Source organism: Nesterenkonia salmonea (assembly GCF_005771525.1).
In the GTDB taxonomy this organism is placed as follows: domain Bacteria; phylum Actinomycetota; class Actinomycetes; order Actinomycetales; family Micrococcaceae; genus Nesterenkonia; species Nesterenkonia salmonea.
Genome location: NZ_VAVZ01000006.1, coordinates 72,974 through 86,921, shown reverse-complemented (window position 1 = coordinate 86,921; position 13,948 = coordinate 72,974). Strand labels below are relative to the sequence as shown.

General features: G+C 61.0%; 14 protein-coding genes. All 14 read right to left on the bottom strand.

The features are described from left to right. Positions 1-2: 2 nt before the first annotated feature. The 14 genes from gmk to aroC all read right to left on the bottom strand — a co-directional run bounded on the left by gmk (position 3) and on the right by aroC (position 13,943). The gene (gene gmk / locus FEF26_RS03495; protein ID WP_138252155.1) at positions 3-587 is read right to left on the bottom strand and encodes a guanylate kinase; all 585 of its coding nucleotides are present in this window, start codon (positions 585-587) and stop codon (positions 3-5) included. Next, positions 587-907: an integration host factor, actinobacterial type gene (gene mihF / locus FEF26_RS03490; protein ID WP_138252154.1), complete on the bottom strand. Its 321-nt coding sequence runs from the start codon at positions 905-907 to the stop codon at positions 587-589. Before mihF ends, gmk begins: the two co-directional genes overlap by 1 nt. 116 nt (positions 908-1,023) lie before the next feature. Continuing rightward, positions 1,024-1,863 carry an orotidine-5'-phosphate decarboxylase gene (gene pyrF / locus FEF26_RS03485; RefSeq protein ID WP_138252153.1) on the bottom strand — a complete coding sequence of 280 codons (840 nt, stop codon included), beginning with the start codon at positions 1,861-1,863 and terminating at the stop codon, positions 1,024-1,026. After that, positions 1,860-5,162, bottom strand: coding sequence for a carbamoyl-phosphate synthase large subunit (carB, locus tag FEF26_RS03480; RefSeq protein WP_138252152.1), 3,303 nt, complete (start codon positions 5,160-5,162; stop codon positions 1,860-1,862). The genes pyrF and carB overlap by 4 nt, the downstream gene beginning before the upstream one ends. Next, complete coding sequence (gene carA / locus FEF26_RS03475) at positions 5,155-6,399, bottom strand: glutamine-hydrolyzing carbamoyl-phosphate synthase small subunit (protein ID WP_138252151.1); 1,245 nt, start codon at positions 6,397-6,399, stop codon at positions 5,155-5,157. Before carA ends, carB begins: the two co-directional genes overlap by 8 nt. Next, positions 6,396-6,959, bottom strand: coding sequence for a PH-like domain-containing protein (locus FEF26_RS03470; protein WP_243730389.1), 564 nt, complete (start codon positions 6,957-6,959; stop codon positions 6,396-6,398). The genes carA and FEF26_RS03470 overlap by 4 nt, the downstream gene beginning before the upstream one ends. After that, positions 6,956-8,296 (bottom strand): dihydroorotase, encoded by a 1,341-nt coding sequence (locus tag FEF26_RS03465; RefSeq protein ID WP_138252150.1) that lies wholly within the window; start codon positions 8,294-8,296, stop codon positions 6,956-6,958. Before FEF26_RS03465 ends, FEF26_RS03470 begins: the two co-directional genes overlap by 4 nt. Positions 8,297-8,344: 48 nt before the next feature. After that, on the bottom strand, positions 8,345-9,340 hold the full coding sequence (locus FEF26_RS03460; protein WP_138252149.1) for an aspartate carbamoyltransferase catalytic subunit: 996 nt from the start codon (positions 9,338-9,340) through the stop codon (positions 8,345-8,347). Beyond that, entirely contained in the window at positions 9,337-9,900 is a 564-nt protein-coding gene (gene pyrR / locus FEF26_RS03455) for a bifunctional pyr operon transcriptional regulator/uracil phosphoribosyltransferase PyrR (RefSeq protein WP_138252148.1), read from the bottom strand. The genes FEF26_RS03460 and pyrR overlap by 4 nt, the downstream gene beginning before the upstream one ends. Positions 9,901-9,983: 83 nt before the next feature. After that, on the bottom strand, positions 9,984-10,391 hold the full coding sequence (gene nusB / locus FEF26_RS03450) for a transcription antitermination factor NusB (protein WP_138252147.1): 408 nt from the start codon (positions 10,389-10,391) through the stop codon (positions 9,984-9,986). 4 nt (positions 10,392-10,395) lie between these two features. Next, entirely contained in the window at positions 10,396-10,959 is a 564-nt protein-coding gene (gene efp / locus FEF26_RS03445; protein WP_138252146.1) for an elongation factor P, read from the bottom strand. A gap of 91 nt (positions 10,960-11,050) precedes the next feature. Then, on the bottom strand, positions 11,051-12,181 hold the full coding sequence (gene aroB, locus FEF26_RS03440) for a 3-dehydroquinate synthase (RefSeq protein WP_138252145.1): 1,131 nt from the start codon (positions 12,179-12,181) through the stop codon (positions 11,051-11,053). Next, a complete protein-coding gene (locus FEF26_RS03435; RefSeq protein ID WP_138252144.1) occupies positions 12,178-12,696 on the bottom strand; it encodes a shikimate kinase in 519 nt (172 codons plus the stop codon). The genes aroB and FEF26_RS03435 overlap by 4 nt, the downstream gene beginning before the upstream one ends. Continuing rightward, complete coding sequence (gene aroC / locus FEF26_RS03430) at positions 12,696-13,943, bottom strand: chorismate synthase (RefSeq protein ID WP_138252143.1); 1,248 nt, start codon at positions 13,941-13,943, stop codon at positions 12,696-12,698. The genes FEF26_RS03435 and aroC overlap by 1 nt, the downstream gene beginning before the upstream one ends. Positions 13,944-13,948: the final 5 nt, after the last annotated feature.

The window sequence follows — 13,948 nt, the reverse complement described above, 5'->3', positions numbered from 1 at the left end:
CCTTACGCGTTGGTCGTCAGTTCAATGCCCATATAGGCAATAAGTTCACGTGCGGCCCTGTCGATGTCGTCATTGATGATCGTGACATCGAACTCTGATTCTGCCGCAAGCTCTATTCTAGCGGTTTCCAGCCTGCGCTGCTGTTCCTCGTCAGATTCGGTTCCCCGTCCGACGAGCCGGTGAACCAGATCATCGAAGCTCGGGGGCGCTAGGAACACGAACTGCGCTCCGCGGAGCTTGTCTCGGACCTGGCGCGCACCTTGGAGATCGATCTCCAACAGGACGTTCTTTCCGTCCCCCAGAGCCGCTTCCACCGTGGCGATAAGCGTCCCGTACCGGTGCTTCTGGTGGACGACGGCCCACTCGAGAAAGGCGTCTTCGGCGAGAAGTTCGTCGAACCTTTGGTCACTGATGAACAGGTAGTCCTCACCGTGGACCTCTCCCGGCCGTGCAGGCCTCGTGGTTGCCGATACAGAGAAATGCACCTGCGGGTAGGTGGCGCGGATGTAGCGACTCAGTGTGGACTTACCCACGGAGGTGGGACCAGCGAGAACTGTGACCTGTGGCGCGGAGGCTTCTGAAGACATCAGCCCAATTGTGCCAGATGCTCCGTCAGGGCTCGCCGCTGCTTGACTCCGAGCCCACCGAGCCGACGGCTGGTCGAAACCCCAAGATCCTCCATGATCTTCGTGGCAGTCACCCGGCCGACGCCTGGTAGGGCCTCAAGCAGTTCAATCGTCTTGAGCCGCGCCACAGCCTCCGAGGCACCTGCGCGCTCCAGGACCTGGTCGAAGCTGAGCGTGCCAGCCCCAAAGCCTCGCTTCACTTCAGCGCGTTCTGCGCGAGCCGCCAGTGCTTTCTGCCGGGCGGTGTCACGCTCCTCCTGGGTTAATTCTCGCAGTGCCACCGGGTCCTCTCCTTCACGCGTCGTCCCCTGTTGTTTTTGCTCCTGGGGCAGAATCTAGTCGCAATCGGCGTCAGGGGCAATAGGACGTGACATGTGCACCCCCCAAATAGACGGTGTCACTCCAGGTCGGCGCACGATTGCTCAATATGTGAGACGATTCCGGCCACAGTAGGGCCGGCAGAGAGAACTGCCCTCGAGGAGTTGACAAGCACCTGGTCCCAGGCCGTGGCGAAACTGCTCTGAATGCTCGCTGCCGAAGCTCCCTGAGCGCCGTAGCCCGGTGCCAGAATCGGCGGCTTCCCGGCCACGAGATCTATACCGTTATCCTCAGCCAGGTGAGCTGTGGTGGCTCCGACGACCAGCCCAATACTTCCCAGCGGAGCCGGTTCGGCCGCAGCAGCGTTCGACGCCGCGACGGCCCGCACGATGGACCCGGCCACAGTCTCTTTATTGTCACCATGGGCCAGCTGGACCTGCTGCCCCTCAGGATTGGACGTCAGTGCCAGCACGAACAGCCCAGTCCCGTAACGCTCTGAAAGCCGAACCGCCGGTTCAAGAGACTCGAAGCCCAAGAACGGACTCACGGTCAGCGCGTCCACCGCGAAGTCTCTCACCGGGTTCAGCCACGCCTCCGCGTATGCCTCCATCGTTGAGCCGATATCTCCCCGTTTAGCATCAGCGATGACCAGAAGGCCCGCCTGCTTGGCTGCGGCGATCACCTCAGACAGCGCCTGGAGTCCCGCTACGCCGTAGCGTTCGAAGAACGCCACCTGTGGCTTCACCACGCCCACTCGGCCCGCAGCGGCCTCAACGACCCGCATACCGCACTCCCTGAGACCGCTAGCGTCCTGGGCAAGCCCCCAGTCATCGAGAATGGCGGGATGCGGGTCAATGCCGACGCATAGGTGACCGTAGGAGGTGAATGCCTCAGCGAGTCTCGCGCCGAACGACATCATGAGGCACCGGCGACAGCCAAGCCTGCGCTGTGCAACGCCGCTGCATGTTCTTGGAGGGAAGCGACGGACCAGGTGTGCGTGCGCTGAGCTTCAATGGCCTGCAGCGCAGCGCCGAACTCAGCAATGGTGGTAATGACGGGTACGCCCAAACTCGTAGCTGCAGCCCTGATTTCATAGCCATCGCTGCGTGCATCTCCACCCGATGGGGTATTGATGATCAGGGCGATCTCACCAGACTCCACGAGGGGAAGAACTGTCCCTTCACTTTCCGGTGTGGCAGCGATCTTGTCGACAACCTCACAGGCGATGCCGTTGCGGCGCAGCACATCCGCGGTGCCGCCGGTGGACACTATGGAAAAGCCGAGGTCGGCGAGTCGCTTGACGGGCATGATGACCCCACGTTTATCGCGGTTGGCCACTGAGACGAAAGCTCTTCCAGAGGTGGGAAGCGGGTTGTTGGCGGCAAGCTGGGATTTGGCGAATGCCGTGTCGAAGTGAGTGTCGATCCCCATCACTTCGCCTGTGGAACGCATCTCTGGTCCCAGCAGGGAATCCACGACGCGGCCTTCGACCGTGCGGAAGCGCGCGAAGGGCAGCACAGCCTCTTTGACCGCAACCGGGGCTGAGGGAGGCAAGAGCGAACCATCACCCTGCTCAGGCAGAATTCCGCCCTTGAGCTCCTTGACGCTGACGCCCATCCCGATGAGTGCGGCAGCTTTGGCCAGTTGTACGCCGGTCGCTTTGGAGACGAATGGAACCGTACGGGAAGCTCGTGGATTCGCCTCAATCACGTAGAGCACATCTGAAGCGACCGCGAACTGGATATTGATCAGGCCCCGAACTCCAACTCCAGCGGCAATAGCGGCGGTCGCTTCGCGGACCCGCTGGAGCATGTCAGGGCCCAGAGTAATGGGCGGAAGAACACAGGCTGAGTCGCCGGAGTGGATCCCGGCCTCCTCAATGTGCTCCATAATGCCGCCCATGTAGAGGTCTTCACCGTCGTACAGGGCGTCTACGTCCACCTCAATGGCGTCTTCCAAGAAACGGTCCACCAACACCGGATGTTCCGGCGTAACTTCTGTGGCATTGGCAATATAGCGCTCAAGACCGGTCTCGTCGTACACAATTTCCATACCGCGGCCACCCAAGACATAGCTGGGTCGCACCAGGACGGGGTAGCCGATCGAGTCAGCAACCGCCTTTGCATCCTCGAAGCTGACTGCTGTGCCGTTCTTGGGCGCAATCAAACCGGCCGATTTGAGGACTTGGTCGAAGGCACCGCGGTGCTCGGCCAGGTCGATGGCTTCCGGGCTGGTGCCCAGCACAGGGACCCCAGCGTCGGCTAGTTTCTGGGCCAGCTTGAGTGGGGTTTGGCCGCCGAGCTGGACGAATACTCCGGCCACTCCCCCGGTGCGCTCCTCCGCTGCGATGACCTCGAGAACATCCTCCAGGGTCAGCGGCTCAAAGTAGAGCCGAGTGGAGACATCATAGTCAGTGGAGACCGTCTCGGGATTGCAGTTGATCATGACTGTTTCGTACCCTGCCTCGCGCAGCGCCATGGTGGCGTGCACGCAGGAGTAGTCGAACTCGATTCCCTGTCCGATCCGGTTCGGGCCGGAGCCGAGAATGATCACCGATGGGGTCTGGTGCTCGGCGATCTCATCCTCTTGGTCGTAGCTGGAGTAGTGATACGGAGTGTAGGCCGGAAACTCAGCGGCACAGGTGTCCACTGTCTTGTAGACCGGTCGAATACCCAGAGCATGACGAACCCCGCGGACCACGGCGGGGTCCATTGCCCGAAGCTGACCGATCTGCTCATCGGAGAACCCATGCCGTTTAGCTGTCTTGAGGACCTGCACGTCAAGATTCTCTGCGTTCTTGACGCCTTGGGCGGTCTCATTGATCAGCGCCAGCTGATCAAGGTACCAGGGGTCAATGCCGGTGATCCGGTGAATCTCTTCCAGCTCCACTCCGTCGAGGAGTGCCTGCTGCACCTGGTAGATGCGGTCTGTGGTGGCGGTGGCCATTCCGTCAAGCAGCTGAGTCACCGCGGCGTCGTCGCTGGGCTCGAAACTGAACTCGCTGCCGCGTTGTTCCAGGGACCGCAGTGCCTTCTGCAGCGCTTCGGTGAAGTTCCGGCCGATCGCCATGGCTTCACCGACAGACTTCATCGTGGTGGTGAGAGTCGGGTCAGCGGCTGGGAACTTCTCGAACGCGAATCGCGGCACTTTCACCACGACGTAGTCAAGGGTGGGTTCGAAGCTGGCAGGGGTCTTCTTGGTGATGTCGTTGGGAATCTCATCCAGGGTGTAACCCACCGCGAGTTTCGTGGCGATTTTAGCGATGGCGAAACCTGTGGCTTTTGACGCCAGGGCGGAGGACCTGCTGACGCGTGGGTTCATCTCAATCACCACCACACGGCCGGTTTCAGGATCAATGGCGAACTGGATATTGCATCCGCCGGTAGCCACACCGACTTCACGAATGATGTTGATGGAAATGTTGCGCAGCTTCTGGTACTCACGGTCGGTGAGTGTCATGGACGGTGCCACCGTAATGGAGTCGCCGGTGTGCACACCGACCGGATCCAAGTTTTCGATGGTGCAGACGACCACGACGTTGTCGTTGGCATCACGCATCATCTCCAACTCGTACTCTTTCCACCCGAGGATAGATTCCTCCAAGAGGACTTCCGTGGTGGGGGAATACTGCAGTCCCGCGCCGGCGATGCGGTGCAGATCCTGTTCGTTGTAGGCCATACCGGATCCCAGACCGCCCATGGTGAAGCTGGGGCGGACCACCATGGGGTAGCCCAGCTCATCGGCGACTTCGAGGGCCTCTTCCATAGAGTGCACGATCCGGCTGCTGGCGGACTCTCCCCCGGAACGTTCTACCACTCCCTTGAACTTCTGGCGGTCCTCACCGAGTTCGATCGCCGCGATGTTCGCACCGATCAGCTCCACGTCATATTCTTCGAGGACTCCCTGCTTATCCAAAGCGATGGCAGCATTGAGCGCAGTCTGTCCGCCCAGGGTGGGGAGCAACGCGTCGGGCCGTTCCTTGGCGATGATCTTGGTGATCACCTCAGGGCTGATCGGCTCCACATACGTGGCATCTGCGAACTCGGGGTCAGTCATGATCGTCGCGGGATTGGAGTTGACCAGGATCACGCGAATGCCCTCTTCTTTGAGCACGCGCAGCGCCTGGGTGCCGGAATAGTCGAACTCTGCGGCTTGGCCAATCACAATCGGACCGGATCCGATCACCAGCACGGATTTCAGGTCAGTGCGTTTAGGCATTCTGGTGCTCCTTCATCAGGTCCACGAAGCGGTCAAAAAGGTAGGCAGAGTCGTGGGGTCCGGCTGCGGCCTCTGGGTGGTACTGGACGCTGAACGCTGGAATATCCATGCAGCGCAAGCCCTCAACAACGCCATCATTGAGACTGGAGTGGCTGACTTGAACCCGTCCGTAGCGCGACTCTGGGGCGGTGACTGTTTCCCCTACGGGGGCGTCGACGGCGAAACCGTGATTTTGGCTGGTGATTTCTACCTTGCCGGTGGCATGGTCCATCACTGGCTGGTTGATACCGCGGTGTCCGAAGGGCAGCTTGTAGGTGTCGAATCCCAGGGCCCGTCCCAGAATCTGGTTGCCGAAGCAGATCCCGAAGAAAGGGGTCCCAGAATTCAGAACTTCACGGAGCAGGCCGACCTGTGTGCTGGCGGTGGCAGGGTCTCCCGGCCCGTTGGACAGGAACACTCCTTGGGGTTTGAGCTGCTCAATATCAGCAAAGGTGGTCGTAGCTGGCAGCACATGGACGCGCAGTCCCCGTTCAGCCATCCTTACTGGGGTCATCGTCTTGATACCGAGGTCGATGGCGGCCACCGTCGCGATGGGTTCGCCTTCCCATCCATGGTCGGCTGGGTCGATCACATACGGATCGGCTGACGTGACTTCCTCTGCGAGGCGGGCGCCGAGCATATCCGGTTGGGACCGCACAGCCTCCAGGAACTCGTGGGGGGCCTTACGGTTACCGACGTCGTCGTAAAGCGCTTCTGCTGAGAAGATCCCGGCTCTCATCGCTCCCTGGTCCCGCAGTCGGCGGGTCACCGCGCGGGTGTCGATGTCCTTGATCCCAATAATCCCTTGGTCGGCGAGCTCCTGTTCCAAGGTGCGGACGGATCGCCAGTTTGATGGGATGCGGGCGGCGTCACGCACTGCATAGCCGGCAACCCAGATTCGCCGCGACTCCGGATCTTCGTCATTGACGCCGGTGTTTCCGATATGCGGGGCGGTCTGGACAACAATCTGCCTGGCGTAGCTGGGGTCGGTGAGTGTTTCCTGGTAGCCGGTCATACCGGTGGAGAAGACAGCCTCGCCCAGGGTGGTGCCGCGAGCTCCGTAGGCAGTGCCTTCGTAGACTGTGCCGTCCTCCAGGACAAGCAGTGCCACGCTGTTGTCAACGGTGGGGCGCTGAGCCCTGGTTTCTCTCGGCTGGCCTGCGCCTGCCTGGAAACCTTCAAATCGTGGATCACTCATTCGGTGGTCTCTCCTTCAGTCAGGTCATTTAACGCCTGGACCAGCGCCCGCCCCTCATCGGCACGGCGTGGCCTAAAGCCGGTATCAACGACTGTTTCACCCAGTCTCCAACCGAGAATGATGGCTCCGTCCTTCTCGACGAATTTTCCAACCATTCCTCGGTCAGTTCGTGCATAGGCCAGATCCGCAGCGGGGATGAAGATGTTGCGCACTCCGGAGCGGAATATCGCCACGCCCAGCGGATGCACTTCGATGCGACCTGTTGTGCGCAGCCCAAGCTCGTGGACGGCGATCCGCTCCAAGTACTCACCGCCCTTGACGGTGCCAATGACCATTCCTTCAGCTGCGGCTTGGGGTAGTGAGTCCAACAGGTCACCCGGAACGTCTTGAGGCGCCTGAACATCCGCTTGGCGGCGTTTCCTGTTGCGCCAGCCCAGCCAGATGAGAACACAGAAGACAGCGACGACGCCGAGGGCTCCCCACAGGTAGTTCAGATATGTCCCGGTCATCTCCGGCGCCCGTGTCAAAGTGGGCGAAAAGTGGGCCACTAGGGCGTTCATGCGGTGTTCCCCATAGTCCGCGATGTTGTCAGCTCACCATCGAGAACAACCTGGTGTCCGCCAAGGAACGTGTGACGCACTTGGCCGGGAAGTTCGATTCCGCGGAATGGCGAGTTGCGTCCCTTAGTGGCGTGACCCTCCGGGCGGACAGTGGTCTTGGCGGCAGGGTCAACCAGGATGATGTTGGCCGGCTCACCTTCTGCGAGTGGGCGACCTTGATGATCGTGGCCGTAGATCTCGGACGGTCGAACGGATGTGATCTCGGCAAAGCGTTGCCAGGTGATCAGGCCAGTTTCGATCATGGCATGTTGGACTACCGGAAGTGCAGTCTCCAGACCGGTCATGCCCATCGCTGCCTGGTTCCACTCACACTCCTTAGCCTGGTCCGGATGCGGGGCGTGGTCAGTGCCAATGACGTCGATGATTCCTTCAGCAAGTGCTTCACGCAGTGCCTGCGTGTCCGCTTCTGTACGCAGCGGCGGGTTGACCTTGTACACAGGGTTATAGGACTTCACCAGGTCATCAGTAAGCATCAGGTGATGCGGGGTGACCTCGGCGGTCACCTGGATGCCGCGCTGCTTGGCCCAGCGAATGATCTCCACCGACCCTTTGGTGGATACATGACAGATGTGGACCCTGGAACCCACATAGTCAGCCAGTAGCACGTCACGGGCGATAATCGCCTCTTCTGCCACCGCTGGCCATCCGGGGAGCCCCAGCGTGGCGGAGACCTTGCCCTCGTTCATTTGAGCAGCGTACTCAGTATCCCAGCCGGTGAGATCGGCGTCCTGAGCATGTTGGGCGACGAACCCGTCGATCGTCTTCACGTATTCCATGGCCCTGCGCATCAGCTGCGCATTATTGACGCAGTGACCGTCGTCGGAGAACATTCGCACCCGGGCCGAGGACTCTGCCATAGCTCCCAACTCAGCGAGAACCTTCCCGCCGAGGCCCTTGGTGACCGCCCCCACTGGGTAGACCTCTGTCCAGCCCGATTCCAGTCCGAGGCGATGCACCTGCTCCACCACTCCAGCCGTGTCAGCAACTGGAGACGAATTAGCCATGGCGTGAACGGCGGTGAATCCCCCCTTAGCGGCTGCTCGGCTTCCTGTTTCCACTGTTTCGGCGTCCTCGCGGCCCGGCTCTCGCAGGTGCACATGGAGGTCCACCATGCCCGGCAGTGCTATGAGGCCGGAGGCATCAATGGTCGCCAGAGGAACACCGTCACGCGACTGCGCGGTCTCTGAGCCCATGCTGTGGATGCGGCCGTCACGGAGAAGGACGTCAGCTGGAGCGTCCCCGAGGATGTTGGCACCGCGAATGAGGTAGTCCGTCATGAAGTGCTCTCTTCCTGCGGCGCAGCACCTGACCGGCAGGTTCTGTTCTCACTCATCATGATTCCCATCGTGTTGACGTTGTGACAGTAGAAGGTGCAGCACGGCCATGCGAACTGCCACGCCATGGGCCACCTGGTCCAGGATCTTGGCCTGCGGCGAGTCTGCCGCGGCGGAGGAAATCTCCACTCCTCGGTTCATAGGACCCGGGTGCAGTATCAGCGCCGGTGCCTCTGTGTCACCGAGCTGAAGGCGCTCCACGACGACGAGCCGTTCATCCGTCAGTCCCCAGCGCCGAGTGTATTCAGCCGCCGTGGGGAAGAAAACACCGCCCATGCGTTCGGCCTGAACACGAAGCATCATGACGGCGTCCGGCGCTGCACTGAGAGCCTCGTCGAGACTGTAGTGAACGGTCACTGGCCAGGACTCCACACCATAGGGAAGTAAAGTTGCCGGGGCAGCAAGGTGAACTTCGGCACCCAGAGTGCGCAGGAGCCAGACATTGGATCGCGCAACACGGGAGTGCACAATATCGCCGACAATGAGCACTTTCATACCGGATAGGTCGGTACCGCGTGGGCTGCTGCTGTGCGCTGAGCTCCACCCGCGACGCAGCGTGAGTGCATCCAGCAGAGCTTGGGTCGGATGCTCGTGGGTGCCGTCTCCAGCGTTGACCACGGCTGCCTCAGACCAGTCTGAAGCCGCCAGTTGCGCAGCCGCTCCCGAGGCACTGTGCCGGATGACGATAGCGTCCGCGCCCATGGCGTCGAGTGTCTGAACGGTATCCTTCAGCGATTCGCCCTTGGAGACGGAGGAACCTTTCGCGGAGAAGTTCATGACATCTGCGGAGAGACGTTTGGCAGCCGCTTCGAAAGAAATTCGCGTTCTGGTGGAATCCTCGTAGAACAGGTTCACCACCGTGCGTCCGCGCAGGGTGGGGAGTTTCTTGACCTCCCGGGAAGACACTGCCGTCATCTCCTCCGCGGTGTCCAAGATGGCCAGGGCGTCGTCGTACCCAAGCCCTTGGGTATCGAGTAGGTGCTTCATCGGATGATCACGACCTGTTCCGCGTCAGCAGCTAACCCGTCGATGTCAGCCAGGCGAACCCCGACGCGTTCGTTCCTGGATGTAGGTATGTTCTTCCCCACGTGATCGGCGCGAATGGGCAGCTCACGGTGTCCGCGGTCGACCAGCACAGCGAGTCTGACAGCTTGGGGACGTCCATAGTCGGAGAGTGCGTCGAGTGCGGCCCGAATTGTGCGGCCAGAGTAGAGGACATCGTCCACCAGCACCACGGTGCTGCCATCGATCCCAGTGGTGGGCAGCTGAGTAGGTTCAGGCGTCCGAGCCCCCGAGGTCCGCAGATCGTCCCTGTACATGGTCACATCGAGTGAACCCAGAGATGTCGCGGGGTCGAACGAGGCGTCAATATTTGCAAGTTTGGCGCCCAGGCGTTGAGCCAGCGGAACGCCGCGGCGCGGAATGCCGCATAAGATCAGCTTGTCGGTGCCTCGTTGGGCCTCGACTATTTCATGTGCAATACGGGTCAGCGCGCGGTCTATATCAGCCGCGGTCATTACCGTTGCGGTCTCAGGTGAGTGTGTCACTCTGCGACTCCTTCCTCGCCTCACAGGACGACGTTTAAAGGAGTTGAATTGTCTGCGCCAGCCTATCAGGTGGTCGCGAGGGCTCAGCCCAGTGTGGGTTTCAGTTTCTGGAGTCTGCCGAGCACTCCGTTGACGAAACCTGGGGACTCGTCAGTGGAGAGCTTCCGTACCAGAGTCACCGCCTCGGACACCGCCACGGAGTCGGGGATCTCCTCGTTGTGCAGCAGCTCCCAGGTCCCGATGCGCAGGGCCATGAGGTCCACTGGCGGCATCCGGTCGAGGGTCCAGCCCCGCGCATAGGTAGCTAGGAGCTCATCGATTTCCTCGCGATGCTCTGTGACCCCGTCAATGAGAGTGCGGACATATTCATTGACGACCATATCGGCCTTCTCAACACGGGTGGTGAGCACCTGCAGCGGGTTGATCCCGCGTTGCTCGGCCTCAAAGAGAATCTCTAGTGCCCGTTGCCGGGCTTTGCTACGCTTCGCCACAGTGCTAGTCGTTGACGCGGCCGAGATACTCGGAGCTGCGAGTATCGACTTTGACTTTGGTGCCCTGGTCTACGAAGAGCGGCACCTGAATTTCGTGGCCGGTCTCAAGGGTGGCGGGCTTTGTTCCTGCTTTAGACCGGTCGCCCTGGAGGCCAGGGTCAGTCTGCGTGACTTCCAGCACCACTGAGGGAGGCATCTCCAGGTAGAGCGGTGTGCCTTCATTGATGGCGATGGAGACCTGCTGAGATTCCAACAGGAAGTTGGCGGCGTCGCCGACCGTGGCGGCCGGGACCGTGATCTGGTCATAGTCGCGGAGGTCCATGAAGATGAAGTCCTCACCGTCCTGGTAGAGGTATTGGTAGTCAGAACGATCCACTGTGGCCAATTCGATCTTGGCGCCCGCATTGAACGTCTTATCGACGACCTTGCCTGAGGTGATGTTCCTGAGCTTGGTGCGGATGAATGCTCCGCCCTTGCCGGGCTTTACGTGCTGGAACTCGAGAGTGTTCCACAGCTGGCCCTCCAGCTTGAGCACGGAGCCGTTCTTAATGTCATTGGAAGTTGCCACGGGTTCGTCTTACCTTCTATTGTCACAGCGTGATGGTCTCGGTCAACCGGATATCAGCGCCCTATCCTACAGGCTCACCCGGTGGCTCCTCTTATAGGGAGATAGTGGTGCCGGAGACTGGCTCCCCAATTTCCTGGTAGGTCGCGAAGAGAATCGAGGGGTCGGGGATCTCCACAGTGGCCGGCGAGCCGATGGAGTTCAGCAGCACGAACCTGAGCGTCTCACCCCGGTTCTTCTTATCTCGTCTGATGCCTTCCAGAAGCTGGTTCCACCGATCGTCGCGGTAGCTAGTCGGCAGCCCCAGACTGGAGAGAATTTCTCGGTGTCGGTCCGCTTCTGCATCGGAGAGGCGCCCCAGGCTGCGGGCAAGTTCCGCGGCGAATACCATACCGACTGAAATGGCGGCTCCGTGCCTCCATTGGTAGCGCTCAGCAAGTTCAATCGCGTGGCCAAGTGTGTGCCCGTAGTTGAGCGACTCACGCAGGCCGGCCTCACGAACGTCTTGTCCGACGACCGCGGCTTTGACCCTGATGGATCGCTCTATGAGGTCACGTAGCTCAGCCGAGTCCCATCTCTGCACTTCTTCGGGAGAGCGTTCGATGATGCGAAGAATCTCCTCATCAGCGATGAACCCGCATTTGACCACCTCGGCAAGCCCTGCGACGAGTTCGTTTCGGGGCAGTGTTGCCAGTGTGTCGAGGTCTGCCAGCACACCTGCTGGCTGGTGGAATGACCCGACAAGGTTCTTGCCCTCCGCAGTGTTGATGCCGGTTTTTCCTCCGACTGCGGCGTCGACCATGCCCAGCAGAGTCGTAGGCATGTGGACGATCCTGATACCTCGGAGCCAGGTTGCGGCAACGAACCCGGCAATATCTGTGACCGCTCCCCCTCCGACTGACACGATGGCATCGGAGCGAGTCAGGTCATTCTGCCCGAGAACCTGCCAGCAGAACGCGGCGACCTGGATGTGCTTGCCCTCTTCCGCGTCAGGTATCTCTGCGGTCACCGCCTGGTAGCCCGCCTTCTCCAGGTCTTCACGAACGACATCACCAGTTGCTCGCAGTGCCCGGGGGTGGATGACGAGGACACGCTCGGCTTGCGTGCCTACAAGTCCGGGTAAATGGGCCAGCAGCCCGTTTCCGACGACGACGCTGTAGCCGAGTTCCTGCCCGCCAGCACCTGTTCCTTCGCCGACTTGAATGACAGTGGGTTCCGTACTCATCGTTCTCTCCTCATGGCCTGAATAATAGTTTCGGCTCGGTCTTCGATTGTTGCCTCAGCGGCGCTGACGATCAGGTCGGCACACTCGCGGTACAGCGGCTCACGCTCGGCGTAGATACGCTTCCAGCGTTCTATGGGCGGTGCTGAGGTACCAGCGGTGAGCATGGGTCGAGTCGCAGCATCGCCGATTCTGGCTTCTGCCTGAGCTTCTGTGACGTCCAGCATCACCACGAACTGGCTCTTCAGGAGTGCACGGATCTCGGCCGAGACGACTGATCCGCCTCCTAGGCTCACCACCGAGGGTCGAGGCGCGTCGAGCAGTTCAGCGACGATTCGGGCCTCTTCTGCCCGGAATGCTGCTTCCCCGTGAGCGGAGAAGTACTCCGGGATAGGACCGTTCCGGGCGACAAAGAAGTGGTCCGTATCCACATGTGGCCTTCCCAAACGCCGGGCAAGTGCCGCCCCGACAGTGGACTTACCCGACCCCATGGGGCCGATCAGCACAATATTGCTCATCAGGGCTGCATGGCCGCCGGGGCCTGCAGCGGGTCGCCGTGATGCCCCGCGGCCTCCGGATTGGCGCCGATGTCAGGAAGCGCTTCGAGGTATGTGCGCAGGTTTCGGGAAACCTCATAGACGCTGTCTCCACCGAACTTCTCCAGGACTGCCTGAGCCAGGATGAGCTGCACCATTGCCTCTGCGACCACACCTGCGGCCGGCACGGCGCATACGTCGCTGCGCTGGTGGTGGGCGGTCGTGCTCTCTCCGCTGGCGACGTCGACTGTCCGCAATGCCTTGGGCACTGTGGCAATCGGTTTCATCCCGGCGCGGACCCGGAGGGTCCCCCCGATACTCATGCCGCTCTCTATACCACCTGCCCGGTTGGTGGCTCGAATGACTTGGCCTTCAGCGTTGAGTTCGATCTCATCATGTGCTTCGGAGCCTCTGCGGGCGGCAGTGCGGAATCCGTCGCCGACCTCGACGCCCTTGATGGCTTGGATCCCCATGAGCGCCCCGGCTAGGCGCGCGTCGAGGCGCCGATCCCAGTGCACGTAGCTGCCCAGCCCCGGAGGCAAACCGTCCACCACAACTTCGACGACGCCGCCGAGCGTTTCTCCTGCCTTATGGGCGGCGTCCACTTCGGCGACCATTGCCTGGGAGGTCTCATCGTGGAAACACCGCAGCGGATCTGCGTCCAACGCTTCAACGTTCGCAGCCGAAGGCACTGGTGAGTCTTCTGGTGTGGAGACGGATCCGATCGCCACAGTGTGGGCGACGGTCGTAATGCCAAGGGAGGCCAGCAGCTGGTTGGCGGCAGTGCCGAGAGCGACTCTGGTGGCAGTCTCCCGGGCCGACGCCCTCTCTAGGACCGGGCGAGCTTCTGTGAAGCCGTACTTCTGCATCCCGGTGAAGTCAGCGTGCCCCGGTCGGGGCCTGGTGAGTGGGGCGTTGCGCGCCAGACCAGCGATCTCCTCAGGATCCACTGGGTCAGCTGACATGACTTTGTCCCATTTTGGCCACTCGGTATTGGCGATTTCGATAGCAACCGGTCCTCCCATGGTGACGCCGTGCCGTACGCCTCCGAGGAGCTGAACCTGGTCCTGCTCGAATTTCATGCGCGCGCCGCGGCCGTAACCGAGCCGTCGACGTGCCAGAGCGTCCTGAATATGAGATGTGGTGAGTTCGATCCCAGCGGGCAGACCTTCAATAATGCCAACTAAGGACTTGCCGTGGGATTCTCCGGAAGTGAGCCAACGCAACATGGGGT